At 54.2% G+C, this 26,003-nt stretch carries 21 protein-coding genes and 1 tRNA gene; 16 read left to right on the top strand and 6 right to left on the bottom strand.

Annotation, left to right across the window (positions count from 1 at the left end):
• Window positions 1–173 precede the first annotated feature (173 nt).
• On the top strand, window positions 174–614 hold the full coding sequence (locus tag FYZ48_RS06165; protein ID WP_149338481.1) for a hypothetical protein: 441 nt from the start codon (window positions 174–176) through the stop codon (window positions 612–614).
• A gap of 80 nt (window positions 615–694) precedes the next feature.
• Window positions 695–1,807 (top strand): hypothetical protein, encoded by a 1,113-nt coding sequence (locus FYZ48_RS06170; protein WP_187781888.1) that lies wholly within the window; start codon window positions 695–697, stop codon window positions 1,805–1,807.
• A gap of 21 nt (window positions 1,808–1,828) precedes the next feature.
• Here the strand turns inward: FYZ48_RS06170 and FYZ48_RS06175 are convergent, their stop codons facing one another.
• The 3 genes from FYZ48_RS06175 to FYZ48_RS06185 all read right to left on the bottom strand — a co-directional run bounded on the left by FYZ48_RS06175 (window position 1,829) and on the right by FYZ48_RS06185 (window position 3,926).
• Window positions 1,829–2,191, bottom strand: coding sequence for a hypothetical protein (locus FYZ48_RS06175; protein WP_149338485.1), 363 nt, complete (start codon window positions 2,189–2,191; stop codon window positions 1,829–1,831).
• An 11-nt stretch (window positions 2,192–2,202) separates the two neighbouring features.
• Window positions 2,203–3,108, bottom strand: a complete 906-nt coding sequence (locus FYZ48_RS06180) for a DUF58 domain-containing protein (RefSeq protein WP_242022420.1) — start codon at window positions 3,106–3,108, stop codon at window positions 2,203–2,205.
• A gap of 101 nt (window positions 3,109–3,209) precedes the next feature.
• Complete coding sequence (locus FYZ48_RS06185; RefSeq protein WP_242022421.1) at window positions 3,210–3,926, bottom strand: 3-keto-disaccharide hydrolase; 717 nt, start codon at window positions 3,924–3,926, stop codon at window positions 3,210–3,212.
• A 252-nt stretch (window positions 3,927–4,178) separates the two neighbouring features.
• Between FYZ48_RS06185 and FYZ48_RS06190 the strand changes: the two genes are divergently transcribed.
• Together FYZ48_RS06190 and FYZ48_RS06195 are read left to right on the top strand one after the other, a co-directional pair.
• On the top strand, window positions 4,179–5,654 hold the full coding sequence (locus FYZ48_RS06190) for a sulfatase family protein (RefSeq protein WP_149338489.1): 1,476 nt from the start codon (window positions 4,179–4,181) through the stop codon (window positions 5,652–5,654).
• A gap of 227 nt (window positions 5,655–5,881) precedes the next feature.
• Window positions 5,882–5,955, top strand: a tRNA-Met gene (locus tag FYZ48_RS06195).
• Between the two features lie 961 nt (window positions 5,956–6,916).
• Here the strand turns inward: FYZ48_RS06195 and FYZ48_RS06205 are convergent.
• Window positions 6,917–8,386, bottom strand: a complete 1,470-nt coding sequence (locus tag FYZ48_RS06205; protein WP_149338491.1) for a sulfatase — start codon at window positions 8,384–8,386, stop codon at window positions 6,917–6,919.
• 183 nt (window positions 8,387–8,569) lie between these two features.
• On the opposite strand from FYZ48_RS06205, the gene FYZ48_RS06210 reads away from it, so the two are divergent.
• From FYZ48_RS06210 to FYZ48_RS06255, 10 genes are all read left to right on the top strand, one after another.
• Window positions 8,570–8,971 carry a GntR family transcriptional regulator gene (locus FYZ48_RS06210; RefSeq protein ID WP_145045177.1) on the top strand — a complete coding sequence of 134 codons (402 nt, stop codon included), beginning with the start codon at window positions 8,570–8,572 and terminating at the stop codon, window positions 8,969–8,971.
• Window positions 8,968–9,873: an ABC transporter ATP-binding protein gene (locus FYZ48_RS06215; protein ID WP_145045175.1), complete on the top strand. Its 906-nt coding sequence runs from the start codon at window positions 8,968–8,970 to the stop codon at window positions 9,871–9,873. Before FYZ48_RS06210 ends, FYZ48_RS06215 begins: the two co-directional genes overlap by 4 nt.
• Before the next feature lie 5 nt (window positions 9,874–9,878).
• Window positions 9,879–11,546, top strand: coding sequence for a hypothetical protein (locus tag FYZ48_RS06220; protein ID WP_149338494.1), 1,668 nt, complete (start codon window positions 9,879–9,881; stop codon window positions 11,544–11,546).
• Window positions 11,547–11,563: 17 nt separating this feature from the next.
• On the top strand, window positions 11,564–13,210 hold the full coding sequence (locus FYZ48_RS06225) for a hypothetical protein (RefSeq protein ID WP_149338496.1): 1,647 nt from the start codon (window positions 11,564–11,566) through the stop codon (window positions 13,208–13,210).
• A 57-nt stretch (window positions 13,211–13,267) separates the two neighbouring features.
• Window positions 13,268–14,962, top strand: coding sequence for a hypothetical protein (locus tag FYZ48_RS06230; RefSeq protein WP_149338498.1), 1,695 nt, complete (start codon window positions 13,268–13,270; stop codon window positions 14,960–14,962).
• A 58-nt stretch (window positions 14,963–15,020) separates the two neighbouring features.
• Complete coding sequence (locus FYZ48_RS06235; RefSeq protein ID WP_149338500.1) at window positions 15,021–16,715, top strand: hypothetical protein; 1,695 nt, start codon at window positions 15,021–15,023, stop codon at window positions 16,713–16,715.
• A 24-nt stretch (window positions 16,716–16,739) separates the two neighbouring features.
• Window positions 16,740–18,434 (top strand): hypothetical protein, encoded by a 1,695-nt coding sequence (locus FYZ48_RS06240; RefSeq protein WP_149338502.1) that lies wholly within the window; start codon window positions 16,740–16,742, stop codon window positions 18,432–18,434.
• Between the two features lie 261 nt (window positions 18,435–18,695).
• Window positions 18,696–19,736 (top strand): cytochrome-c peroxidase, encoded by a 1,041-nt coding sequence (locus FYZ48_RS06245; RefSeq protein ID WP_149338504.1) that lies wholly within the window; start codon window positions 18,696–18,698, stop codon window positions 19,734–19,736.
• An 82-nt stretch (window positions 19,737–19,818) separates the two neighbouring features.
• On the top strand, window positions 19,819–21,039 hold the full coding sequence (locus FYZ48_RS06250) for a YncE family protein (protein ID WP_149338506.1): 1,221 nt from the start codon (window positions 19,819–19,821) through the stop codon (window positions 21,037–21,039).
• A 102-nt stretch (window positions 21,040–21,141) separates the two neighbouring features.
• A complete protein-coding gene (locus FYZ48_RS06255) occupies window positions 21,142–21,669 on the top strand; it encodes a peroxiredoxin (protein ID WP_145452229.1) in 528 nt (175 codons plus the stop codon).
• A 124-nt stretch (window positions 21,670–21,793) separates the two neighbouring features.
• Here the strand turns inward: FYZ48_RS06255 and FYZ48_RS06260 are convergent, their stop codons facing one another.
• Both FYZ48_RS06260 and FYZ48_RS06265 read right to left on the bottom strand, forming a co-directional pair.
• A complete protein-coding gene (locus tag FYZ48_RS06260; protein WP_149338508.1) occupies window positions 21,794–22,543 on the bottom strand; it encodes a hypothetical protein in 750 nt (249 codons plus the stop codon).
• A gap of 297 nt (window positions 22,544–22,840) precedes the next feature.
• On the bottom strand, window positions 22,841–23,626 hold the full coding sequence (locus FYZ48_RS06265; protein ID WP_187781889.1) for a transposase: 786 nt from the start codon (window positions 23,624–23,626) through the stop codon (window positions 22,841–22,843).
• 42 nt (window positions 23,627–23,668) lie between these two features.
• On the opposite strand from FYZ48_RS06265, the gene FYZ48_RS29190 reads away from it, so the two are divergent.
• Window positions 23,669–24,253, top strand: a complete 585-nt coding sequence (locus tag FYZ48_RS29190) for a type IV secretory system conjugative DNA transfer family protein (protein WP_187781890.1) — start codon at window positions 23,669–23,671, stop codon at window positions 24,251–24,253.
• A gap of 719 nt (window positions 24,254–24,972) precedes the next feature.
• On the top strand, window positions 24,973–25,923 hold the full coding sequence (locus tag FYZ48_RS06270; RefSeq protein ID WP_198422181.1) for an alpha/beta hydrolase family protein: 951 nt from the start codon (window positions 24,973–24,975) through the stop codon (window positions 25,921–25,923).
• Window positions 25,924–26,003 lie beyond the last annotated feature (80 nt).

Here is a 26,003-nt window from a genome sequence, read left to right on the forward strand (position 1 = left end):
AGGCACACCTGCAATACCGCGATAACCGGATCATTCCGAATAATCGATAAAGTTTCGCGTCTGCCCCAGCCGATCATCCTTAGGTACAGGCGATTGTACGACTGATGAACAGCTTCATCAGAATGGTGGTGACCATGGATGGTCACGCTTAAATGGGGGGGAGGATACCACGAATGCGCGCAGCATTTGTCTGCATCGTCCTGGCACAGCCAATCCTGTTTTGCTCAGGTTGTCAGTGTTTCAGGGCCAGCAATCTCTATTACAACATGATCGATGATGTCAGTGACACGCAGCTGTATGCGGATCGATTCTATCGTCCCACCTGGGACCTGACTCGTATCGGCAAGCCAGACTGGTGTCGCTCGCGATTCAACCGCTGGTGGTGCAAATGCTGCTCTGACTGCCGACCGGAATACTACTACTCTGCCGAGGCCCGCACGGAATACAGCCGTCCTCAGCAGGACATCAGTGACGAATCGGTCGATGACCTGGTCCCTCTTCCTGAGCCAGCCACGTTTGTGCCCCCCGATCCCTACCCCAAAGGAATCGACAGCACGCCCGTGGCAGAGGATGGCCCCGAGTTAGCCCCCGCCGCAAGTGCGCCCGTTGACTGAGATGCTCAGTCTGAATCCAGCGCCAAACCAGACCCATAATCAGCGGACAGCGGAAAGAGACAGGTCACACTATGATCAAAATGGACAAGACACAATTCATACAGCGACTGGCGATTCTGGTACTGACCGTAACAACCAGCATCACAGTTCCTGCTGCATTTGTCTCCGCCCAGGATACACCCGCCAACCAACGCGATGGCCAGAGCCCGGCCCTGACGAAGTCAGCTGCCGATCAATATCTGTTAAAAGACGATGATCGGCAGCTGACTGAATTCGAACGGGAAAACCGCAGACAGGACGAACCTCTGCCCATTCCCAGCGAAGAAGAACTGATTCAAGAGTTATCCAAGGGATCCTCGACCCGCAGTGCCCGGAAAGCCTGCCTGGCCAGTCTGCCCCTGGATAAGATGACGCCCGCCAACCGTACAAATGCCGAATACGTGCTGAAAGACATCAGCATGTTTCGCACGCTGCCCAAGATCCACCTGGATGTGAACCACTCGGCGTACGCGTATTTCATCGCCCACCCCGATGTGGTCGTGAGCATCTGGCGACAGATGCAGCTTTCCGAATTCAAGATGTGGCAGACCGGCCCGTATTCGTATGAAGTCGATGCCGGCGACGGCACAGTGGGTACGCTGGACGTCATTTATCAGACCCCTGCCGAGTCGATCGTAGTCTGCTCGGGAGTCTATAAAAGTCCGTTAATTGCTAAACCGATCTCAGCCAAAGCCCTGCTCCATCTGCAGACCGAATATTATCCCGGCGATGATGAGAAGCGGGATTCCATCTCACATCAGGTGACGATGTATGTTTCGTTTCCTTCACAGACGGTGGAAGTTGCCGCCAAAATTCTGGCCCCGGTCAGTAATGCGATTCTGGACCGCAACTTCAAGGAAGTTTCCATCTTCCTGCACATGATGACGCTGGCCATGGAACGCCAGCCCGGCTGGGTCGAACGCCTGGCGGGTAACCTGGAAGGGGTCCTGCCCATCCGTCGTCCGCAGTTGCTCAAAGTAGCAGCCCGGGTCTACATCGACGGTAAACAGCGGGAGAATCCCGAAGCACTGCGTCGTCGCCTGCAGCGACCACAGCCGATCGATCCGGTCTCACAGACCAGCGGTCAGGCTCCTCGCAAGCTGTCCAGCGACCTGCAGGTTCAGCCGATCAGTCGTGCTCAAAGCCCGAATTAAATCAGCATGTCCTCCGCGTGTTTAATACCGCGGAGGACGTCTTTTTTTATTACGGGGCCTGAGTACAAAACCGATGATGCCGAAGAACAGCACCAGGGGAATCGCGACTTTGGGCCTGGTCGCGAATAAGACGATTGTCACCGCTACCGCGACGAACAGCCACGGTGGCACATTCGCCCAGGCTGCATCGCGGTTCTTAGTCGGCAGTGCCAGCCAGAAGGCCAGCATCAGCAGCCCCACCCGCATGAAGGCGCCCGTGACAATATCCTGTTGCGCAAACAGGTCCTGCGCAGCGAACCAGTAGAGGTAGCCGGCGACGCCCAGACAGGCCAGAGCGATAATGCCTACGAGGGTGCGGTTGATCGGAATTTTTTCACCAGCCATACAATACTCGTCTATTTGCGTCCGGGGCGGGTGCGCTGATTGAGGAATGCCCCCAGCGCCAGATGATAGGGGTCGGTCGTGCGAAACTTGAGATAATCCACGTGCACCGAGCCGCACTGCCGGGCCAGTGTCGCACAGAATTCCTGGTACTGCTCCAGGTAGCGGGCTCGCAGCTGATGCGGGTCGACCAGTTGATGATGTCCCCGCAACTCGAGGCTGCGGAACTGGGTCGGCTTGCTGAAGGGGAACTCTTCTTCTTCCGGTGCGACGACCTGGAACAACAGCACTTCATGACGATCGTGGCGGAGTTGTTTGAGAGTGGTCGTCAGTGCCTCGGGTTCATCGAAACAGTCGGAGATCAATACGACCAGGCTGCGGCGTTTGATCAGCGGCTGCACTTCGGACAGTACGGTCGAGATCGCGGTTTCGTGTCGCGGTTTCGCATTCTCCAGGATCTCCAGCATCTGACCAAAGTTCTTCGGATTGGCTGAAGGCTGAATGAAGTCGCGGCGTTTGCTGTCGAAGGTAATCAAGCCCACTGCGTCGCGCTGACTGAGCAGCAGGTAACCCAGCGCTGCCGCCAGTTGTTTCGCATAGTCGAACTTGCTGAGCGTCTTGCCGGCATAAGCCATGCTGCCCGAACAGTCGAGCAGCAGGTAACAGCGGAGGTTGGTCTCTTCTTCGAATTCCTTGACGTAATACTTGCCGGTCTTGCCGTAAGCCCGCCAGTCGATGTGGCGGATTTCGTCGCCCGGGTAATACTGCCGATGCTCCACGAATTCAACGCTGGCTCCTTTGAAGGGACTTTTGTGCTGTCCCATCATAAAACCTTCCACGACGAGCCGGGTGACAACATCGAGTTTGCCAAACCGGGCCAGTGCGGTGGGGTCTGAAAGTGGCGCGTCCTGTGACAGCATATCGTGAAGTTTCGTAAGAAAGTAATCCGCAGTAAGACAGAAAGCACAGAGAGCATGCTCCCTGCGCTTTCCCATGGTATCAGGATTGATCTCTCAGATCACTAATCCAGTTCTTTGATAAACACATTGCGGAAATAAAGTGTGTTGCCGTGGTTCTGCAACTCGATCTGACCGGTTTCGTAGATCGGCTTGTCCCGCTCCCAGTAGTTTTCCAACGGAGTGTCGTCGACGACCAGTTTGCCGTTGAGCCAGACGCTGACTTTTTCGCCGACCATTTTAATGCGGAACGTGTTCCATTCACCCACAGGATTATCGGCGGTGAGCAGTGGTTTGCTGGGGTTCTTTTTGTTGTTGTAGAGTCCGCCGGAACCGACGCCGCCTGCGGCTTTCACAGCTGGATCCCAGATCTGCACCTGTGGCGAACCACGCAGGTAGATGCCGCTGTCGCCGTCTTTCTTGATCTTCCAGTCGACCAGCATTTCGAAGTCGCCGTAATCTTTGGCGGTGCACAGGCTCTGACCTTTACCGTCAAAGACGATGATGCCATCCACGACCTTCCAGTGCTCGTTCATGCTCTCGTCGGCTTTTTTCTGAGCTTCGGCCAGTTCTTCAGGGCTCATCTTGGCCCGTGTTTTGGGGTTGCCCACCAGGCCTTTCCAGCCGGTCAGGTCTTTGCCGTTGAAGAGTTGCTTGAAACCTTCCGGGGGCTGATTCAGTTTGCCTTCTTCGGCTTCCGCCAGGTTGAGCGAAGTCACGGCCAGCAGCAGAGCCAGCAGCAATGTGGTGCGTTTCCAGGTGATCATAGTCGTAACCTTCATTCTGTTGTTAACCAGGGGGGAGTCCTGCATCGAAACAGGACCGGTGGTATGAGTCGTGAATTTCTTAATTATCGAAAGGAACTTCCCTGCTCGCAAGCCAGTCCTCCCCGATTTCACTGCATTCGCATAAACTCCCTGTGGGGACAATTGTCGATTTGCGATTGGTCTGCACCGCCATTAGAATGAATGGAATCCTAACCAGACATCAATCATCCGATTCCCGCCTTTCCCGCTCTCAGAAGAAAGAACATCATGAATCGCTGTCTTTACGCAATGCTCTGCCTGCTGCTGGTCTGTGTTTCAGTCACACCAGCGTCCGCTGCTCCACAACAGAAAAACGTGCTTGTAATCGTGGTCGACGACCAGGGTTTTCAGGCCGGCTGTTACGGTAATAAAGTCATTAAAACGCCGGGCATCGACATGCTGGCCGAATCGGGTACCCGCTTCACCCGGGCCCACTGCACGACCGCCAGTTGTTCCGCCAGTCGTTCCGTGATCATGACGGGCCTGTATAACCACGCGACCGGGCACTACGGACACGCTCACAGCTACAACCACTTCAGCACTTACACTACGGTGAAGTCGCTGCCCATCATTCTGGAAGAAGCCGGCTACCGGACCTGTTCGATCGGAAAGTACCACCTGGCTCCCGAATACGTTTATCATTTCCAGGAGTATCGTAACCAAGGCATCCAGGGAAATCGCAACTCCGCAAAGATGGCGGCGAACGCGAAAGAGTGGATCACCGAAGATGACGACCGTCCTTTCTTCCTCTACTACTGCAGCAGCGATCCCCACCGTGGCGGCGGCCCCGATGGTTACTCTAACTTCAATGACGATCCCGATCACTACCCCGGCGTGACGCCGATCACATACAAGCCCGAACAGATTGTCGTACCACCGTGGCTGCCCAATCACCAGGAAGTCAAAGAGGAACTGGCCGAGTACTACCAGGCGATTTCCCGTCTCGACCAGGGCGTGGTCTCGCTGATCAACACTCTCAAAGAGACTGGCCACTGGGAAGACACGCTGGTCATGTTCCTCAGCGATAACGGACCTCCATTCCCCGGCGCGAAGACGAACCTCTATCAGCCGGGCATGAACCTGCCACTGATCGTGCGGGATCCGACACAGAAAAAACAGGGCATCACTACCGATGCCCTCGTCACCTGGGCCGACCTCGTGCCGACGATTCTGGATTACTGTGAAGTCACTCCCAAGCCGGTCCCTCCGATCCGTCCTACCGAAAACAACGGCAAGCGGACCACGGGTCGTGGCAAACCCGTACCTTACAAATTTCATGGTCGCTCGTTTCGCAGTGCGTTGAGTAAGGAACACGCGCCCGACTACGACGAACACTACGCTTCACACACGTTCCATGAGATCACGATGTATTACCCGATGCGGGTCATCATCAGCGGCAAGTACAAGTACATCTTCAACATCGCACACGAACTTCCCTACCCGTTCGCCTCCGATTTATATCGGTCCCCCACGTGGCAGGGTGTGCTCAAGCGGGGTGACAAGATGTACGGGCAGCGGACGGTCTACGCTTACCTGAACCGCCCCCGCCACGAACTGTACGATCTGGTCGCCGATCCCTACGAAGGCAAGAACCTGGCCTTCGAGCCGGAACACCAGGAAACGCTGGAAAAACTGCAGAAAAAGCTGAAAGCCTGGCAGGAAAAGACGAAAGATCCCTGGGTATTGAAGTGGGAATACGAGTAATTCCGGGCCAAAACCGGCGTTTTTCACGGACTTCCCATCGATTTTTGTGAAAATGAACAAAGTTACTCGACGTCAGCAGACGATGTGTCTATAATGCCCTGACTCGGTAACGATATTCCGTTACTGTAGTTAGGGCTTATAACTGGACAGACGCCGTTGAAAACAGCGAAGTCAGTCTGTTCATCTGCTCTCAAATAAGCAATTTCAGTCCTTCACAGGACCCATAACGCGGGGTGGAGCAGCCCGGTAGCTCGCGAGGCTCATAACCTCGAGGTCGCAGGTTCGAATCCTGTCCCCGCCACTTTCAATGCATTAGAACCCCGGGAAACACTAGTTTTCTCGGGGTTTTTGCATTTCTCCCTTTCCACTTGCGAACGATTGCGACGCATTTCCGACGCAGACTGCGTTGCTGAATGCGTCGTTTCAGGATCAGCTTTCAGAGCATTCTCAAAATGGGTCTCGGTCGTCTGCAGATAGTGTTTCATCGCAATTCGAGGGGAATTTCCCAGCCAGCTGGTTACAGTCTGGATCGGGAAGCGTTCTACCAGTTCAGTTTCCCGGGAAGCCCCCCTCCCGGTCCTGCTCATTAACGGCATCGAAGACAAAATCTTCCCCATCGACGCCGCCCGCCAGGGCTACAAAAAACTGCAGCAGGTCTACCAGGTTTTAGGAGCTAAAGAAAACATCGACGCCGACTTCTTCCAAGGCGGTCACCGCTGGTCCAACAACAAAAGTCTCGCCTTCCTCAAACAACACTTCGGCGAATGAGAATCCCCCCTGATTCACCCAGGCGACTGAAGTTGTAGGGGAGGACCCATGTGTCCTCCCGCCTGTGGATACTTACATAGCTAACGCTGTCGACCTTATGATCACGTAGAAAACTATTAAATAAACGCTACCTGGCCACCGGTATCAGGGTTGATAATGTTCCGCGTTACCGCTGACGAACACCTAGCCGCTCACATAAAACCAGGGTGGTCGCGGATGTAATCCGTGATTGCCGCAGACAACAGGAGGTCGCAGTATCAATGTTGTCCGATGAGAAACCACCCTTCACTCTACTGTATATGTCGATCGAATAACAATCATCGATCCCAGACCGGGTGCCAGCTGACGGCTTGTCCGACAGTGCTGCTTCGAACAGGGAAAATCATCGGTGACGCTGTCCTCAATCGCAGACTCTCACCGCAACCTCCTGCTCGCTGCGCTCGGCCCGAATTACATTCGCGCCCACCCGCCGGTTTGTTACGTGGTCAAACGACTCAATCCTTCCCACCCGGTTTCCGCGGGAACTGTTTCTCCAGCAACTGCACCGCTTTTTCAAACTCCCCCTGATCCGACGGGTGATCGATGATGTTCGTGTTCTCTTCCGGATCGCTGTCGTGATCATACAGTTCTCGTGCGATCACTTTTCCCGATTTGAACTCGCGCCATTCGGTGTAACGATAGCGGGGCGTACGCACCGAAACACCCATGTTCTCGGGCTGCTTTTTGTAATACGCGGGCCGTGGGTGCTGCGTGTAAGCAGCCGGCTTCACGGTCTTTGTGGGGTCTTCCAGGACGGGCACCAGGCTCTTGCCTTCCAGCTTCTCGGTAGCAGGCAGGTGACAGAGCTCGACCAGCGTGGGATACATGTCGAGCAGTTCCACCAGGGCATCGGAAGACTCGCCCGCCGTCTTCATGTGGGGCACCGAAATCAGCAGCGGCACACGCGCATCGTTTTCAAAGTTCGAAGTCTTACACCACAGGCCGTGTTCGCCCAGGTGAAAACCATGATCGGACCAGAAAACGATAATCGTATTGTCACTCAACCCCGAACGATCCAGTTCATCCAGCATCTTACCCACCTGCGCGTCGAGAAAACTGATTCCCGCCAGGTAACCGGATCGGATCTCGATGATCTGCTCCCGCGTCAGTTCCCCTTTCGCGGCCCGCATCAGTTCGCGGCTGTCGTGTAAAGCGATCTGGGGAACGTTTTGAGGAGGCTTGGAATTGCTGGCCGGTTTCACGGGACTCTCTTTGTAGAGGTCCCAGTATTTTTTGGGAGGATTGAAAGGCAGATGCGGTTTCCAGAACCCGACCGCCAGAAAGAACGGCTGCTGTTTCTGTTCGAACCCTTTCAGTGCTTTCACCGCGAGGTCACCAATCCGTCCGTCGAAGTACGCCGAGTCGGGGACGTCGCGTCGCTCGGTCCGCGGTGCGGTTGCGAGGTTCATCGGCAGCTCCCGGTTATTATTGAGCTGCGGCTGATCGTCATCGTGACGCGCGTAATGCAAAACCGCGGGCACACTCCAGGAAGCGGGGTCGCCTTCGATTTTCTGTCGCCAGTTATGATACACCTTGCCGATGTTCTGCGTGAAATAGCCGTTCTGTTTAAACAGCTGAGGCAGGGCGACGATATTCGGATCGGCTTCGCGAAAGTGTTTCGGCAGATTCCAGATCTCCAGGCTGTCAGGTCGGCGGCCCGTCATCAGGGACGCTCGCGAAGGATTGCACAACGCCTGCTGGCAGTACGCCTGTTTGAACAACACACCTCGCGACGCCAGCCTGTCGAGGTTCGGCGTCTGCACCAGCGGATGACCGTAGCAGGCCAGGTCGCACCGCAGGTCGTCAGCGGCAATGAACAGCACGTTCGGTTTGTCGGCGGCGAACAGCGAGGGGGAGACAACAGGGCAGAGGAGCAGCAACAGCGCGAGCACCAGCAGTCGAGGGCGTCTGCCTGAAATATGCATGGAACAACTTTCTGTAAGAGATGCAGGGAGAAAAGGTTACGCGTCCTTTATTCTGCAGACTCATCAGAGGGGATGCAACACTGGATCGCCGCGACTGGCAGTTCGTCCGGATTTCTGAAAAAAGTGATTGACATTTGATTTTAACTGTATTACTGTGTTGATACAGTTTTCAGGAGTGAGACAATGCAGATTCAACTCTCAGAAGCGGACGGCACCCCTTATTACCAGCAGGTCGTAAACCAGATCAAATTCCTGGTGGCCTCGGGGCGTTTGCAGCCGCACGATCAACTCCCTTCGGTGCGCGGGCTCGCACAACAGTTGACGATCACTCCCAATACCGTGGCCCGCGCCTATCGTGAGCTGGAAGCCGAAGGAGTTGTGATCTCCCGACGCGGTTCCGGCGTTTACATTTCCAGTGGCGTTTCTCCCCTCTCGAGTAAAGAAAAACGCCGTATTCTCAACGAACGCATGGATGCCCTGCTGACCGAATCGCGTCAGCTGGGCGTGGATGAAGAGACCCTGCTGAAGCTGCTGCGGGAGCGCAGCCGTAAGTTTGATGCACACCCCCAAGAGGTCGAACCATGAGCACGCACGTCATTGAAATCGAAAATCTGAGCCGCCGCTTCGGTAAGAAGCAGGCCCTGGCCAACGTCTGTCTCTCCGTACCCGAAGGGGCCGTCTTCGGTCTCGTGGGCGAGAACGGTGCCGGCAAAACCACACTGTTGAAACACATTCTCGGCTTCCTCAAACCGCAGACCGGCACCGTACGGGTCTTCGGTCTCGATCCGGTCGCCGATCCGCCGGGCGTGTTGAGTCGCATCGGACATCTTTCCGAAACCCGCGACCTGCCCCCCTGGATGACGATTCGCGAACTGTTTGAATTCACGCGGGCCTTCTATCCCAAGTGGGATCCGGTCTATGCCGAAGAGCTGCGGATGATGTTCGAGCTCACGATGACGCAGAAAGTCTCCACGCTCTCCCGCGGTCAGCTGGCCCGCGCCGGGCTTCTGCTGGCGCTCGCCCATCGTCCTCCGCTGCTGGTGCTGGACGAACCATCGTCGGGCCTTGACCCTCTGGTTCGCAAAGACATTCTGGACGCCATCATCCGCACGGTCGTCGATGAAGGCCGCACCGTATTGTTTTCTTCGCACCTGCTGGACGAAGTGCAGCGAGTTTCGGATCAGGTCGCCATTCTCGACCAGGGCCAGCTGCTGCTCACCAGCCCGCTGGACGAAGTTCTGGTCTCGCATTATCGACTGACGGTCAGCTTCGCCGAGCCGCAACCTTTCTTCCCGCAACTGACGGGTGCCTTGACCTGGACCGGTTCCGGCAAGGAATGGGACATCATCTGCAACGGCCAGCGGCAGGAACTGGAAGCCGCCTTAAAAGACCTGGACGCCGAAATCCTGGCCCAGACAGCCCCCACCCTGGAAGAAATCTTCGTAGCCCGCATGAAGTCAGCCGCCCGGAGTTCGTTTAAGGACTGAGTACCATGACAGACGGTCTGTTACGGGTCACAAAATATTCGTTGAGAACATACTGGCGCAGTGTGTTTGTCATCACATTACTTCTGGTGCTGCCTCCACTGGTGCTACGGTCACTGCCACCAGAGGGAATACAGTTCTTAAACCGTCTACTGTTCATTCCTCTCCCCGCGGCTACTTTAGATGGCCATTTATTCTTCGTGGCATTCTCCGGATTCCTGTTTCTGGTTCTGGGTTTAAATGTATTGGATCGAGCCCAGAAATCGATAACCCGAATTCCTGTCGCAACAGCAGAAATTGTCAGTGGATTAATTCTGACTTCCTTAATTATCACAGTTGTCGTCAGCCTGGTTTCGGTTGCCGTTTATCGTCAGTTTATCTTCGGAGAAGCGCGATTTAATGAACGCTGGCCTGTGTTGGGGCCTACGCTGTTTCTGTCAACCATGGTGGTTGTCATGCATTGCGCTTTCTGGCACTTGAAGGCCCTTGGTGTATTCAGGCTCATATTCTGGCCCTATTTTTGTGCCGGAGCCATAGGTTGGTTTGTAACTCGCTACTCTCCCGGCGAATCTCCCGGATACTTCGTTCCCTGGAAGCAGGTCACACCTGTGGAGTTTCTGACCATGTCCGTCGTCTTTATAGCGGCCTGGTTCGGGGCGATTCGTTCGTGTGCCCTGGTGCGCTGTGGTGTCGCGGTACCTACTTTGACCTGGGAACGTTTAAAAAAAGAATTGGATGATTTGAAGCGCCGTACGCTCATCGCCAGACGAAAACACCCCGATTCCATCTCAGCTGGTGTAGCCCAATTGTACTGGCTCGATTCCTGTCGCACGCTGATTCTGCTCATTGCTTTATTGGGTTGTCTTGTTTTTTTCATCAATCTGGTCTTTTTCATAGATCGTACAACCCAGGGTGAGATTGAATTGAATCCATTCATGAGCCCGATGTTTGGTATTTCCGCAATCTATTCGATACAGGCTGCTATCGCGATCTTGTTCGTGGGCCTGATAAATTCACTTGCGAAGCGAAAAGATCACCAAATGAAAGGTTATTTGGCAGGCGTGCCTCTCTCTGATCGGGAACTCTCCGCTGTCCTGCTACGTTGCATTCTGAAATGTGTAATCCTCTCATTATTGTTTGTTGTGATTCTGGGATTAGCAGGCAGCTATGTCGCCTTTGTATTGTTACAAGGGACGGATGTCATCAGGCAGTGCTGGCAATCTATGGTGGCCTTTGAAGCAAAGGGTGAAATTGTAGTCTTTGCTGGCTACGCTCTTCTGGCATACTGGATCTTCGTCGCGAATAGCATCTCTTTCTTTTGGATGATTTCTTCGCGTTTCTCAGAGAACGTGATTCTGCTACTCCCACTATTATTGATTGCTGCAGTCTGTGGCATTTTTTATCCAGCGTTTGGTTTTATTCTCTTGCTGCTCTTTGCCTTTCTGAGCTGCTCTGCCACCGTAATCGCTTACATCCAGGCATACCGTGCCAGTCTGATTGGTTCGCAGATCATCTGGCTGGCAGCGCTGTTTTGTCTAATCGTTCCTGCTTTCTACTGGAATTTCTGGAACTACAGTGAATTACCATTGAAGCTCTTTCGATCATCCTCGCTCGTGCTTGTTGTCACCCCCTTCGCGACGATCCCCCTGGCGATCTCGTGGAATCGGCATCGTTAATTGTTCAAGGTACTCGAATGTCATCCGCCTTCGTCATGACAACTCGACTCATCTGGAAGCGTGCCTGGCTTGGGGCACTGCTGACGGGGCTGGTCCTCGTGACGGGACCGGTGGTTTTGCCAGCCGTGCTGCGCCTGTTGCCGGGAGTTGTGAATGAAGACCTCGCACAACTGTTGCGAAGCCAGCTGTTGATCCTCGCGCTGTCCTGGGTGGCCTTTGGTTTGTTGTGTATCAACGCGGCTTATCAAAGTCCGCTTCAGCTCACGCGCGGACTGCCTGTCACGTCAGTCCGCATCGCCAGTTGGGTGATGTGGTCCACGGTGGTGATGGTGGTGGTACCCGCACTGTTGATCAACGGTCTAATCCGGCTGCTGGTGATGGGCGCCAACTGGCCGGACCGCGAATGCTCTGTGCTGGGGCCGACTCTGTTTATGACGGCATTTATTATGGTCGCCTGGTCGGCTTACTGGAGTCTGCAGGCCAAGGGTTTCTGGCGGCTGCTGTTCTGGGCCAGCACGATGGGGGCACTCGTGGCCTGGTTGGTCTCCCGCTATTATCCCGAGGGAAAACTGGTTCCCTGGAAGGTGGTGACATTAACGGAATGGATCACCGTACTGGCGGTGTGTGGGGTAGCCTGGCTGGCAGGAATCCGTGGCTATGCCCGCATTCGTTGCGGTGTTGCAGTCACGAGCCGTCCCTGGTCCCGAATCGAGAACTGGTTGAACGGCGACCGAGGGCAGCTGCGCGAGCAAAGTATTCCCGTTGTCGGTTCCCGGGTACAGGCCTTCACCCGGCTGCACTGGCAGGATGGTTGTTCTCCAGTGACTTTGCTGGCGGTGATCTTTGGTGGGCTGACACTAATCTTAAATCTGTATGGTTACCTCTATAAGGCGATCTACGGCTATGTGAACCCACTGATTGGCTCTAATCAGCCATTGGCCACATTTGGAGTCTTTCTGCTCTCATCTTTCGCCATGTTGCTTCTTCTGGGGCAATCACTGTTACTCCGGGATTTCTCCTCGATGAAGGGATATCTCGCGCAACTACCGGTTTCCGATCAAGAGTTATCTCATGCCCTGGTTGTTAATTTATTCAAATCGCTTGGACTGCTGCTGTTCTGGGTAGTTATTTTCGGTTTCGGTGTAAGTTACCTGGCGATTGTTTGCTATGAGGGATTGGAAGGCTTCTATCGAGACTGGAATTGGTTTTTGAAAGAGAAGTTTTTTCTGGTGCTTCTATTCTCCCTGTTGATGATCTGGATGCTGATATCCAACGGACTGTCAATGGTCTGGACCGGGCATACGAAATTCATGGGGTATGTCTTCGGTGTTGTCATGGTGTTGTTTTATCCCACATTGATTCTGTCGACCGGACCATTGAGAAATCAACGGCCCGGTTTATTACTTGTCTGGACACTGTTGGTCATTGGCATGATCTGTATCGTGGCCATTTTGGCTTTCCAGAATGCGCACCGTCTCGGACTGATATCACACAATACCATCTGGCTGGCGACCATCTTCTATCTGGTGATCAGCATCACGTTCTGGAACTTCTGGAAAACCGATCTGTTGATTGACCGCGTTTTGTTTTCCTCATTTATGATCTTCACCGTACTCCCATTCGCGACGATCCCTCTGGCGGTCTCGTGGAACCGGCATCGATGATGTGGGCTTTTCAATATTGTTGTTGTGTTTTCGTAACTTGAATCCTGAGGTGTGGTGATGACAACCGCATTATATGTGACGACGAAACAGTTCTGTAAACGGGCCTGGCTGGGGGCGCTGCTCGCGGTTGGGATACTTGTGCTCGGACCGCTGTTCTTCATGCTGCTCTCGCGGATGCTGGCGGTGAGCGTCGGTCATCTGGCGGACAATCTCCGCGGCTATTATTTCGCTTATCAGCTGATCTCGCTGGTCGTCTTTCTAACGGTCGCCCTGCATGCGCTCACCGGTTGTCAGCAGTTGTGTCGCGGGCTGCCCATCTCTTCGCGGGCAATCGCCTCCTGGATGATGCTGGCAATGGTCGGCCTCGTCGTCGTCCTGCAACTGGTGACCAACGGCGCGTATCGCCTGTTGTATTTTGAAACAGAGACCCTCACACGCAACTGGCCCGTCCTGGGACCGCTGCTGTTTATGATCACCCTGACGCTGGTGGGGAACCTGATTTACTGGAGCCTGAAATCCCCCAGCTTCAGCCGGGTCCTGTTCAGCGTCGGCTTGATCGCCGGACTCTTCACCTGGTTTCTGACACGCTACTACCCGCACGGTTTTCAAAAGCCGTTCGTGATGTGGCAACAGGTGACCCTGGGAGAATTCGTTACGCTGCAACTGGTCTGCCTGGGAGCCTGGTACCAGGGCACCCGGGAGTTCGCCCGCTTCCGTGCCGGGACCGCGGCGCCCAGTCAAACCTGGTTTCGCGTCGAACAACTCTGGTCGAACCTGATTTCCGGCAGCGACACCCATGGTCTGCTGCTGCCGCTCTCCAGTCGAACCGCGCTGGCCAAATATCACTGGCGACATACCTGTCAACGGGCCGTCGTGATGGGCGGCGTGGTCCTCGGGCTGGCAGTCCTGCTGATCAACGTCCAGAGTACCATCTCCTTCGATCGGCACAGCCCGGGAATCAACGACTTTCCCGAACTCATCGAAAGCTACTTTGGCATGACGCTGCTGTTCAGCTGGATCGCCTCTGTCTTTATGGCGGCGTTGTTAATGCGGGGCATGCACGCTGCAGGACGGACCAGCATGAACTCCTTTCTGGCCAAAACTCCTTTATCCGACCGCATCCTGGGCGCCACCCTCACTCGTAATGTAGTGAAGACCTACGTAACGGTCTTCCTGCTGTTTGAAGTCATTCTGTTATTGACCTGCCTGCTGCTCTACCTGATGCATGGCAGGGAAGCACTGCAGCCAGACGCATACCGGTTTGACTGGTTCCGTCTCTGGTTGAATTACACCCTGGTCATGCTGATCGGCTACTGGTTTTTCGGTGCGAATCTGATTTCCATCCTCTGGACCGGTCGTACCTGGTTTTACTGGACGATGCTGGCACTGTGTGCCGCCAGCTTTCTGTTCTTTGTCGGCGTCCCCATGGTTTCCAGGGAGTTGATCGGGAACTATGTATTTCATCATTATCTGATGTTGGTTCTGATTCTGTTCTATTCGCTGCTGATGCTGGGCGGGACCGCGTTTGCCTACCGGTCCGCCGCGAAAAAAATGCTGATTACCCCCAGGACAGTCTGGACTGCCCTGGTCTGCTGGATGCTCTGTACTATCACAGCCTGGGTGTATTTGTATCCCGATCGCGTCGACATCAATCGCATTGCAGAGCTGATCTTCCTCGGAGCCATACTCTCGCTGCTGTTTGCCCCGTTCGCGACTATCCCCCTGGCAATTTCATGGAATCGGCATCGGTGATCGGAGCTGTCCTGTATCGTGGTTGTGTTTTTCGTAACTTGAATTCTGAGGTGTGGTGATGACAACCGCCTTGTATGTAACGACGAAACAGTTTTGTAAACGGGCCTGGTTTGGGGCAATGCTCGCTGTTGGTACCCTGATCCTGGGACCTTTGGCATTCTTGCTGCTCACGCGGATGCAGGGACTGAACCTGGAATACATGGAGCACGATCTCACCGGCTACCACTTCGCCTACCTCGGGCTCTCCTGGGTCGGCTTCCTCGGTGTCTCCCTGCATGCCCAGTCGGGCTGCCAGAAGCTCTGTCTCACGCTCCCCGTCAGCTCGAAAGCCATCGCCAGCTGGATGATGTTCACGATGGTCGGACTGGTCGTGCTATTGCAACTGCTGACCAGCGGGGCCTATCGCATGCTGTTTTTTGACGAACACTGGCTGGCCGACTACTGGCCACTGCTCGGCCCCTTACTGTTTATCGTCTCGTTGATCCTGGTCGGACATTGCCTGTTCTGGATGATGCATGCCCCCAGCTTTACCCGCCTGGGAGTGGGAGCCGCGGTGATCGTGGGCATGTTTTACTGGTTCATCAGCCGCTACTATCCAGCAGGCTTCCACGCGAAACTGATTCCCTGGAGCCGGGTCTCGCTGGGTGAATTCGTCACGCTGCAAATCGTCTGCATCGCAGCCTGGTATCAGGGCACGCGGTCCTTCGCCTTGTACCGCGCTGGGATCGCCGTTCCCAGCCCTGCGTGGGAACGCATGCTGCTCTGGTGGAACGCACTGTTGACCGGGGCAATTCCCGATCAGCCGCTGGTCCCCCTCTCGCGCAGCGATACACTCGCGAAACTCCACTGGCGGGATTCCTGTCATCGGGCCGTCATCTTCACCGGACTTCTGTTCGGCTGCATGGAACTGGGGGTCACGCTGGCCATCGGTGCGCAGCATCGTATGGATCCCACAGATATCCTTGACGGCTCCCAGGGCTGCCTGATGATCACACTGATGACCAGTCTGATCTCGTCCATCCTCGTCGCTTTCATGCTGGGGGACGGCATCTGTAACCCGGGACGCGCGGAGATGCGACGCTACCTGGCGATCGCACCTTTAAAAGATACCGAACTGATCCGACGCCTGTTTCGCAATCTGATCAAAACCTGTCTCTGCACGCTGGCGATGATCTTCGGTGCGCTGCTGCTCAGCCTGACGATCAACTCGCTGCTCTGGGGACCAGGCCTTGCGAAACAGCTCGGCCGACTGCTTATTAACGAAAAAGAGTATCTGGCGCAGATACTGCTGGCGTTTTCCGGGTTCTGGCTGCTCGCCGGGAATGCGGTCTCGGTACTTTGGACGGGACGCACCTGGTTCATCAACACCACCGTCGGCGTCGTATTCGGCGGACTCATCTTTTATATCGTCACGATTAATCTGCTCGAAACCATCTTCCGCGATTTCATGCTGTCGCGGTTCATCGTCGTCGCCATGTTGATGCTCGTATATGCCTTGATCATGGGAGGCACCCTGATCGCCTACACCGGTGCCCTGTATCAGGGGCTGATCTCGCTACGCAAAACCCTCTGCTGCGGCCTGCTGTTCGCGCTGGGAGTCACGACGATCGTGGTGGGGATTCTGCAGACCGCTTCCTTGTATGAGGGCCGGCCGAACTGGTTTTTCTTTTTCCTGTACTCGGCTGTGCTGGCACTGCTGCTGGCACCGATCGCCACGATTCCACTGGCACTTCGTTGGAACCGTCACCGCTAAACACTTGAAAGTGAGCCTGCTACGATGAACGCCTCATTGGTTACGACAACACGACTTTTCCTGAAACGGGCCTGGGCCGGTGCGCTGCTCGCGGTTTCGGCGCTGGTGCTCTGTCCGTTAATGTATCGGCTGGTTTTCGCCGCAGAACCAGGACGTGTATTTGCGCAGGAAGATCTGTTCGGCGTCAACATCATGTACCTGATTCTTTCGTCGATTCTCTTTCTGGCCGTCGGTTATAACGCCATCCAGGGCACCCATAAAATCTGTATGGGGCTGCCCGTGCGTTCTACGCCGATTGCCACCTGGATGATGCTGGCCACCGTCAGCCTCGTCGTCGTGCTGCAACTGGTCACCAACGGCGCTTATCGACTGCTGTTTTTCGATTCACACTGGCTCTCCGAATACTGGCCCCTGTTAGGACCGCTGCTGTTCATGGTGACGGTGATCCTGGTCAGCCATGCGATTTACTGGGGCCTGTATGCGGTCAGTCTCACCCGCATTGTCTGCTGGACCTGCCTGGTCTGCGGAATGTGCTGGTGGTTTGTGGCTCGCTATTACCCGGAGGGTTTTCAGGCACGCGCCGTATCCTGGAAACACGTCACGCTCTCCGAATTTCTGACTCTCCTGGTCGTCAGTGTGGGCGCCTGGTATTTCGGTACAAGGGAGTTTGCGCGGGTTCGCGCAGGACTCGCTACTCACAGCCCGCACTGGCGCCGTTTACAAAACTGGTATGAATCGGTGGTGACAGGCGCCGCAACCAGCGGCCGGTCCGAGGTCCTTTCCGTCAGTACCTCACTCTCGCGACTGCACTGGCGCGACGGCTGTCAGCGGACGGTGCTCAACTGTGGCATGGTGGCGGGAGCCGCGGTCTGGGTGGTCAACCTGATCACCATGACCGGCTTCGGTTCGACCCTGCATCAATGGGCCGATGGATTCCTGGTAATCGTCGCAGTCTTTGGCGTGCTGGCGGCTATCCTCTCCGCCTTCCAGATTGGTGAAAATGTCTGTGTGCCGGGTCGAAAGGAAATGAAAGCCTTCCTGGCGACCGCACCTCTGTCAGATCGCGAGTTCTGCCACACCCTGTTCCGCAACCTGGTCAGGTCTGTGGTGACGATATTTCTGTTGATCGAAGCGGGACTGCTGATGACCATCGTCACTCTCTTCTTCGTGAAAGGACCGGCGCTGCTCGACTGGAATCTGGTCCGCGTCGGGGGCACACTGCTGATCTACGGATGCATCTACCTGTTCGCCTTCTGGATCATCGCCGCGAATGTCATCTCCCTGTTCTGGACGGGCCGTACCCAGTTTATCTTTGGTGTCATCGGATCGATCCTGGCGGGCTTTGCCCTCATCGTCGGTGTCGGCAGTTATCTAAGCGACGCCTATTCCCGCCAGCTGGTGATCTTATCGTTTTCGGTATTTGAATGTTTTCTGCTTGGAGTCTTCCTCTTAGTGACAATGTTGATCTGGGGAGGAACAGCGTTCGCCTATCTTGTCGCCTTCCAGAAACGGCTGATTCGGGGCTCGACCGTCTTCGCCGCCCTGATCCTCTGGGTGACAGGGGTGGCAATCTACTTTGGAGTAATTGAGAGCCCCCTCCTGAATCAGCGTCATTATGAGCAGTTCTTCTTCCAGCTCTTGCTGGTCGCCCTCTGTACGCTTTCGCTGACGCCCATCGCCACCATTCCACTGGCCCTCCGCTGGAATCGGCACCGGTAAGCTCAGGGACAATAAGCAATTACGGCTGATGCCTTCGGTCGTAAATCCTGTGAAAATCTCACTTTCAATTCAATTCAGCGTCGATAGTGACTTGCAGTCCTGTGCGCAGCGACTAAAAATATGGAATTGAGGTAACTTTTCTGTTCCGGGACCACCATTTTCATAGCGTTCCCGTCGTGAATTGTGTGCACACATTCACTGCAACAACAGTTATCCGCCCGATGCAGCTTTTTTAAGTCGTCCAGGTAGTGAGGTGAGATAATGGCGCTGGAAAAACAACGTAATTTCGTGCGAACCCTGATCGCAGGCGGGGCAGCCGCTCTGCTGATCCACGTCGGTACCGTCGCTGCGCAGGCAGAGGAATTCGTCATTGAAGTTCCCGCCGGTCTGCCCCCGGTTCCCTTCCCTGCAGACAACCCGCCGACACCGGAAAAAATCGCGCTCGGCAAGCAGCTCTATTTCGACAAACGCCTTTCGCGGGACAACACCATCTCCTGTGCCAGTTGTCACGACCCCGGCAAGGGTTACAGCAACGCCGATCAGTTTGCGACCGGCTTTAAAGGCCAGAAGGGGGGCCGCAATTCCCCCACGGTGATCAACGCCGCCTACAACAACTTCCAGTTCTGGGACGGACGTGCCGGCTCCCTGGAAGAGCAGGCCCTCGGGCCGATTGCCAACCCCATCGAAATGAACCTGACACTCCCGGAAGCCGTCGAACGGATCAATAAGATCCCCGGCTATAAATCACAGTTCCAGAAGATCTTCGGCTCCGATGCGACTGAAGAAAACATCGGCAAAGCCATCGCCTCTTACGAGCGGACCATTCTCTGCGGCGATGCGCCTTACGACCGTTTCAAAGCCGGCGACAAGAAAGCCCTTTCGCCTGAAGCCCAGCGGGGCATGACACTCTTTTTCGGAAAGGCGGCCTGCAGTTCCTGTCACTCCGGTCCCAACTTTACTGACAACGCGTTTCACAACATCGGCGTGGGTATGGATGCGGACAAACCGGATGAAGGACGCAAGACCATCAGCAATCTCGGCGGCGATACCGGCAGCTTCAAAACACCGACGCTGCGGGACATTGCCAAGTCCGGACCGTACATGCACGACGGCAGCCAGAAGACTTTGAAAGAAGTCGTGGAACACTATAATAAAGGCGGTGTTCCTAACGAATTTCTCGATGAAGAGATTTTCAAGCTGAATTTAACACCGCAGGAAGTGGATGATCTGGTGACCTTCATGAAGGAAGGCCTGACCAGTTCGAATTATCCTGAGCATAAGATGCCCGAGTTACCCAAGTAAGATCGCGGCGGATATTTCGCATCACAGGATGAGTTTTTGGAAAACTAATTGAAAATCCCCTTTTCAAAGGAAGATGAACACCATGCAGTGGAATTTACAACAAATCTTGAAGCTCAGCGCGTACTGCCTGACCGCAGTCTGCCTGACACTCGGAAGTTCTCATCTGATCGCCGATGAAAAAGGTGATAAGAAAGGCGACGAAAAAGCCGCCGAGAAGAAAGAAGAGCCCAAGAAAGAGGCTCCTAAAAAAGAAGAGCCTAAAAAGGAAGAGAAAAAAGAAGCTCCCAAGAAGGAAGAACCCAAAAAGGAAGAGCCTAAGAAAGAGGAGCCCAAAAAAGAAGAACCTAAAAAGCCGGCCGTGACCGTCAAAACCCTGGTCACCAACCTGGAAAGCCCCAGCGGGATCGCCATCCAGGAAGGCACCGGACACGTCTTCGTTGCCAGCCGCTACGGTGTTTACCGTTACGACCCCAAAGGCAAAACCGTCGATCTCGAAATCGACGCTTACCCGACCGACATCTACGGCAAAGGTCCCAAGTACAACATCGGACCCCTGGGCCTGACCTTCATGAGCAAGGACATGCTGGTCGTCGGTGACGGCAGCCGTCCCGATGGTGAAGAACTGGTTCGCATCTACAAAGTCGGCGACAAGCCACTGGCCAAGTGGGTGAAAGAAGACACCGCAGCCCAGACCCTGGGACCGATCAAAGCCGGCGACAAGTCTGCTAAAGGCGAAGGTAACTTCTACGGCGTCGCTTTCGGCGACGGAGCGATCTTCGTGACCTGTAACGGCGACGACACCAAAGGCTGGGTTGCCAAGTCGGTTGTCAAAGACGGCAAAGCCGGTCCGCTGGAACCCAGCATCGAAACCAAAACCGCAACCAACGTTGATGCTCCCGCAGCCATCACCTTCACACTCGACGGCAAAGAACTGGTCGTCGGTCAGATGGGTGAAGTCAACGTCGCCGGCGATTCGCTGCTGACCTTCTACGACCCCAAAACCGGTAAGCTGACCAAGAGCCTGAAGACCGGCCTGAGCGACATCGCCGGCCTGGCTTACAGCCCCAAAACCAAGAAACTGTACGCCACCGATTTCTCCTGGGTCGACGCTGCCAAAGGCGGTCTGTTCGAACTGAAAATCGAAGGCGACAAAGTGACTGCCGAGCAGATTGTCACTCTCGACAAGCCCGCAGCCATCGCCTTTGACAAGGAAGGCAACCTGTATCTGAGCACCTTTGGCACTCAGGGAAAAGATCCGGAAAAATCTCCCGGTTCACTTTCCGTGATCAAAGCTGGTCTCTAAAACTGACGCTCATGACACGGGTTGATCCTGCAGGCAGGCAGCCCGTGTCTTGTATTTTAAAAACATTTCGATTCACCGTTTTTTGAAGGTAAGACAAGACTAATGACAGCTCAAGTAATGCAGCCCGCTCCCGATTTCGCACTGCAGGGTTACGATCGCACATCCGATTCTTTCAAGGATTACAAACTGGAAGATTTCAAAGGCAAATGGGTTTGCCTGTTCTTCTATCCCCTGGACTTCACGTTCGTCTGCCCGACTGAGTTGGTTGCATTCAACGAAGCCCTCGGTCAGTTCGAAGAACGGAACTGCCAGGTGCTGACCGCCAGCACCGACAGCAAGTACTCCCACAAAGGCTGGTGCGACGCTGATCCCCAGCTGGCCGACCTCAAGTACCCCATGCTCGCTGACGGAACTCACAAGCTCTCCAGCGACTACGGCGTTCTGAAAGAAGAACTCGGTATCTCACTGCGTGGTATCTTCCTGATCGATCCGGAAGGCGTCTGCCAGTGGCTGGCCATCCACCCGCTGAGCGTCGGACGTAACGTCGACGAAGTACTGCGTGTACTCGACGCACTCCAGACAGGCGAAAACGTTCCCTGTAACTGGAAGAAAGGCGAAAAGACTCTCTAAGTCTTTCCCCGCTGCAAAGCATTCAAAGCAGGAGCTTCCCGCATGGGACTCCTGCTTTTTTTACGCGCGGTGGGAGGGTGGTAGCGGGACTCAAAACAAAATCTCCCTCACCTTTCATGACCACCTATTCCAGGGCCTCACCGACAATGAAGCGTTTCCCAGATTCGGAACGGCAGTAATAAGCCCATAACACCGGACGGGCTCCGTAATTATTCGGGTCAGTCACTGATTTACCCGGCATAATCCACGCTCTATTCCTGAGTCCGTACCACTCTTGAAACTCTTCTGCACTGAAGAATGAATTAGTGACGGTGGAGAGCCGCCAGCCTGCATTCGTCATAGTGTATCCCGCAAATCGTTCGACTCGGATCGGTTCATTGGAGATGTTGGTGAGAGTCGTTGCATAATGATCCGGGCTGTTGGGATGTGCCGCGCAGGCACCATAGGTGATCCGAATATAGTTCCTGCCGATGACGAGATCATCAGCTTCCAGAATGTCGTCGTCAGTTTTCCGCGAGGGCAAAAGTCCTGAAGTACCTGGTGGCAGCGGGAGTCCACATAGTTCGGCATCAACAAGCTGGCCGTTAGTGTAGGCGACAGCAAATGCGCGAACACGAGAATACGGGATAGCATTACCGTCCTGAATGTAGAGTGTGCTGTCCGTGACCTCGGTGACAGTATCCCAATGTGCTGGCGCAGTTACAGGTATACCAATAAAGATTGTGTAATCAGCGTTTTCCAGTGCCAGGGTACGAAGCCGGTTGGCGACACCAGCCTGCACAACACTGTGTTGTCGCAACAGCGACAGGACAGCCACAAGTACAACTGCAACTGCGACCAAGATGATAATCACGGCGGTATTCGATTCAAACATCGGTGTTCTATTCACAGTGGATGGTTGATACACACAAATTAATTGTCACACAATCTATCAGGAGTTCTGTCCATTCTCAATTGGACCGGAAAAGAGGGACGAAAAGGTGCGTGTAACTGAAAAGGCGAAAAGATGCTCTAAGTCTTTCCCAGTTGAATATGCGGCTGGACAATAGTGTCGAGGTAAGTACGCATAATTACATGCGACCTTGAGGTGCCTGTCCCACCCAAGCTAATCAACTCAAATCAATATAAAAAATTAGCCGCAGGGCGTTAGCCTAATGGCACTTACTTTACATCATTCTTCTTCCGCCTCCGATCTTTTCTCGCGTTTTTTGAAGTGAGTTGACTTGGTACGTCGTCGATACGCTTCCCTTGGATATTTACGTCCCGGTCGGTTGGGTAGCTTGTCCTGCAGGGCGATCCCCAGCGCGAAACGATAGCGTTCTCTCCAGTCGGCAGCTGTGGTATACATCGACGACAGCAGAAACTGCCGGAACGTGGTACAGATTCGTTTGAAACTCATCCGACGGGGAGGCACCTTCACCAGCTCTGCCGCCTGCCGCCGGAATTGAACTATCAGATTGCAGGCGACCATCGAAGTCATCAGTTCCTTATGGAACATCTCCACGCCCCGCGCACGAATGTTTTCCGTGTCCAGAACCACTTTGATATTGCGAATGTCGGTTTCCACATCGGTCCGCCGCGCATACAGGTCGGACAGCATCTCGACTGATTCATCCAGGCTGGTTACCAGGTACAGCGGTTTCCCTTCGTCCGTTTCGAATTCATGCAGTTGCACCGACAGCTCCGCGTCGGCAGGCAAATCGGGATGTTTCTTGCGTTCACTGGGACTGGGCTGCCACTGACTGGACCAGGTCTTCCAGTTCGCGCCTTCATCAACCAGGGTTGCAGTCTTGCGCAGGCGATCGAACCGCTGCCTGGACAGCCGGAACAGGAATGACAGACCAGCCTGCTGAACCTTGTGGGCCACGGAGAAAATACCATAGCCGGCATCCGCCATGACGATACTGTCAGGGGGCATTTGCGTCAGGCAGTTGTCGATCAGCGCGGTTTCAGACACAGCCTCGGGTCCATAGAGGAGGACAACAAACAGGATGACAGTTTGATCGAAGTGCTGCGCGACCTCGCTGATTTGGATCTTTTCTGGAAACACGGAAACGAGCCACCACCCATTGAGCGAGTTTCTAATCGGACGCTTCTCATCGACGTTCACGCAATGCCGGTCCTGAAAGAACTGGTAGGCTATTTGGTAATCGAACGACTCTACAAGGAAATGGCATCGTTGCCCGATAGTCCCGTCACTGACGGACGACGAACGATCCGAACAATTCTTGTCATCGACGAGGCGCACAACTACCTGGGCCAAAAGAACATCTTCCTGCAACGGATAATCCGGGAAGGGCGGTCGAAGGGCATTGTGGTCTTCTTCGCCAGTCAGTCACCGAACGACTACGAGCAGAAGTTCTTTAACTTTGAGGAGTTGTTGGAATTTGCGTACATCTTCCAGTGCGAAGGGGTATCGGCCAGTTCCATTCAAGACATCCTGGGATGCAGCAACAAGACAGCCAAGGACTTGCAGACAGAGGTTGCAAGATTGGAGCCCTGGCAGGTGATTGCACAAAGCGAGCAGAAGACAGACGAGTTTATGAAGTTTACTGCTGAAGCATTCTACAAGACGTATGGTTAAGCTATAACAAAATTAAAAGTTTTTAAAGCTTCCTGGTTCCTGGGTTACATATCTTGACTTCTATCTGTTTAAAGATACACTTCCTCATCAATTCGCTGGGGGTTTGGGGGGCTGTCTCTCCAGATACGCATGTCGTCTGATCTTCTCAGCAAATGCCGACGGAGAATGCATGACTCCAATCACTTAATTCACCGATCTTGTCCCCCGAAAACAGCCTGTTGATAAAGTATTTCTTTCATACTCTCCGGTAGATCATGCCGAACTCTGGCTATCGCTTGAAGGCGACTATCAAAATGTTCCATTACATCACATGCGTTGTATTCTGCGTTGCTTTCACCATGAAATGCCGTTTTCCCCAAGGATTGAGGGGGGTGTTCGAATCCTGTCCCCGCCACTTAGATACCCCGATGCAGTGACATTGTCACCACATCGGGGTTTTCTTTTGCGCTAAGTAAAAGAATCCAGGTCCAGTGATAGCACCAGAACCTCATCTGACTTCATGGTAGCGTTTGGTGTGCATCACCTATATCGAACTTGAACGAGTTCGCAAACTCCTGCAATCGCTGCTAACGATTCAGGATTTCAGTTCATCAGTTACAAATCAATCAGTATGATGAATTCACTGCCCAGGCTTATTCACAGGTAGCCAGAACTGCTTCACAGTCAAAACTCTTAGACAACAAGGAATCACTGTCATGACCGGAATTTCAAAAGAAAGAATGCAAAAAGCTCTGGATCAGGAAAAAGTGATTTCCCAGGAAGATCACGCCAAGGTGAAAGCACTGGCTGGCATGGTTAAGATGCCACGCAGTTTCATCTTCAAAAATCCAGATGAATACGGCATGGAAGGCTGGAGTGATCTGTCCATCCCATCAGACGATGGTACGCCACTGGAAGCCTGGTACATTCCAGCCAAAGGCGGTGAGAGCAACAAACTCATCATATTTAACCATGCTCTTCCCATGTGCCGCGCTGGTTATCCCGGCCACATGGGTGAACCATGGAGCAACTTTATTGAAGCAGTCGAAATTGACTTTGTGATCCAGTACAAGCATCTGACCGATGCCGGCTACAACGTGTTGACGTACGACTTCCGTAACCACGGTCAAAGCGGGGCAGCTAACGGCGGGATCTGTGGCGTTGGTCAATGGGAATGGCGTGATTGTGTAGGGGTCAAGAAATTCGTCGATGCCCACCCCCGGTTGAGTCAGATGAAAGTCGCCCTCTTCAGTCAGTGCCTGGGCGGCGTCTCGCAGTATGCAGCGATCACCAAACATCCTGAACTGTTCGAGAACGTTGAGTGCCTGCTCAGCCCTCTGGTTCCCAACATGTCGTCAGTTTTCAGCAAACTCTCAGGTCATCAGGGAATCGAGCAATATCAGGAACTGATTGATCTGGAATTAATGAAAATGGGTGGTTTCCCGGCTGCTGACATGTCGGGTGCACTATGGGCACCGAATGTCAAACTCCCCGTCCTGATGTGGCAAGTGCTGGATGACGCGGTGATCGAAAACCCTGCGGACGCCCAAAGCACATTCGACCTCCTGAGCAGTAGTGACAAAGAACTGTACTGGATCGAAGGGACAACCAAGCGATTTGGGGACGGCTACAACTGGTTCGGCCGATACCCTGAGAAAGTATTGTCGTTCCTGGAGAAATACATGAATTAGCCTGCCGAAAACAGACACCGTGCCGCTTCTATGAGGAATAACCAGCCTGGCAAGTTCAATTCACAAACGATCTAACTAAC

It is taken from the genome of Gimesia chilikensis, from assembly GCF_008329715.1.
GTDB lineage: Bacteria > Planctomycetota > Planctomycetia > Planctomycetales > Planctomycetaceae > Gimesia > Gimesia chilikensis.

Excerpts from the sequence above, each read along its gene's own strand:
- FYZ48_RS06220 (WP_149338494.1), top strand. The coding sequence starts at position 9,879 with ATGACAGACGGTCTGTTACGGGTCACAAAATATTCGTTGAGAACATAC.
- FYZ48_RS06215 (WP_145045175.1), top strand. The coding sequence starts at position 8,968 with ATGAGCACGCACGTCATTGAAATCGAAAATCTGAGCCGCCGCTTCGGT.
- FYZ48_RS06205 (WP_149338491.1), bottom strand. The coding sequence starts at position 8,386 with ATGCATATTTCAGGCAGACGCCCTCGACTGCTGGTGCTCGCGCTGTTG.
- FYZ48_RS06175 (WP_149338485.1), bottom strand. The coding sequence starts at position 2,191 with ATGGCTGGTGAAAAAATTCCGATCAACCGCACCCTCGTAGGCATTATC.
- FYZ48_RS06170 (WP_187781888.1), top strand. The coding sequence starts at position 695 with ATGGACAAGACACAATTCATACAGCGACTGGCGATTCTGGTACTGACC.
- FYZ48_RS06210 (WP_145045177.1), top strand. The coding sequence starts at position 8,570 with ATGCAGATTCAACTCTCAGAAGCGGACGGCACCCCTTATTACCAGCAG.
- FYZ48_RS06250 (WP_149338506.1), top strand. The coding sequence starts at position 19,819 with ATGCAGTGGAATTTACAACAAATCTTGAAGCTCAGCGCGTACTGCCTG.
- FYZ48_RS06165 (WP_149338481.1), top strand. The coding sequence starts at position 174 with ATGCGCGCAGCATTTGTCTGCATCGTCCTGGCACAGCCAATCCTGTTT.
- FYZ48_RS06235 (WP_149338500.1), top strand. The coding sequence starts at position 15,021 with ATGACAACCGCCTTGTATGTAACGACGAAACAGTTTTGTAAACGGGCC.
- FYZ48_RS06245 (WP_149338504.1), top strand. The coding sequence starts at position 18,696 with ATGGCGCTGGAAAAACAACGTAATTTCGTGCGAACCCTGATCGCAGGC.
- FYZ48_RS06260 (WP_149338508.1), bottom strand. The coding sequence starts at position 22,543 with ATGTTTGAATCGAATACCGCCGTGATTATCATCTTGGTCGCAGTTGCA.
- FYZ48_RS06225 (WP_149338496.1), top strand. The coding sequence starts at position 11,564 with ATGTCATCCGCCTTCGTCATGACAACTCGACTCATCTGGAAGCGTGCC.
- FYZ48_RS06230 (WP_149338498.1), top strand. The coding sequence starts at position 13,268 with ATGACAACCGCATTATATGTGACGACGAAACAGTTCTGTAAACGGGCC.
- FYZ48_RS06190 (WP_149338489.1), top strand. The coding sequence starts at position 4,179 with ATGAATCGCTGTCTTTACGCAATGCTCTGCCTGCTGCTGGTCTGTGTT.
- FYZ48_RS06270 (WP_198422181.1), top strand. The coding sequence starts at position 24,973 with ATGCAAAAAGCTCTGGATCAGGAAAAAGTGATTTCCCAGGAAGATCAC.
- FYZ48_RS06255 (WP_145452229.1), top strand. The coding sequence starts at position 21,142 with ATGACAGCTCAAGTAATGCAGCCCGCTCCCGATTTCGCACTGCAGGGT.
- FYZ48_RS06185 (WP_242022421.1), bottom strand. The coding sequence starts at position 3,926 with ATGAAGGTTACGACTATGATCACCTGGAAACGCACCACATTGCTGCTG.
- FYZ48_RS06240 (WP_149338502.1), top strand. The coding sequence starts at position 16,740 with ATGAACGCCTCATTGGTTACGACAACACGACTTTTCCTGAAACGGGCC.
- FYZ48_RS06180 (WP_242022420.1), bottom strand. The coding sequence starts at position 3,108 with ATGCTGTCACAGGACGCGCCACTTTCAGACCCCACCGCACTGGCCCGG.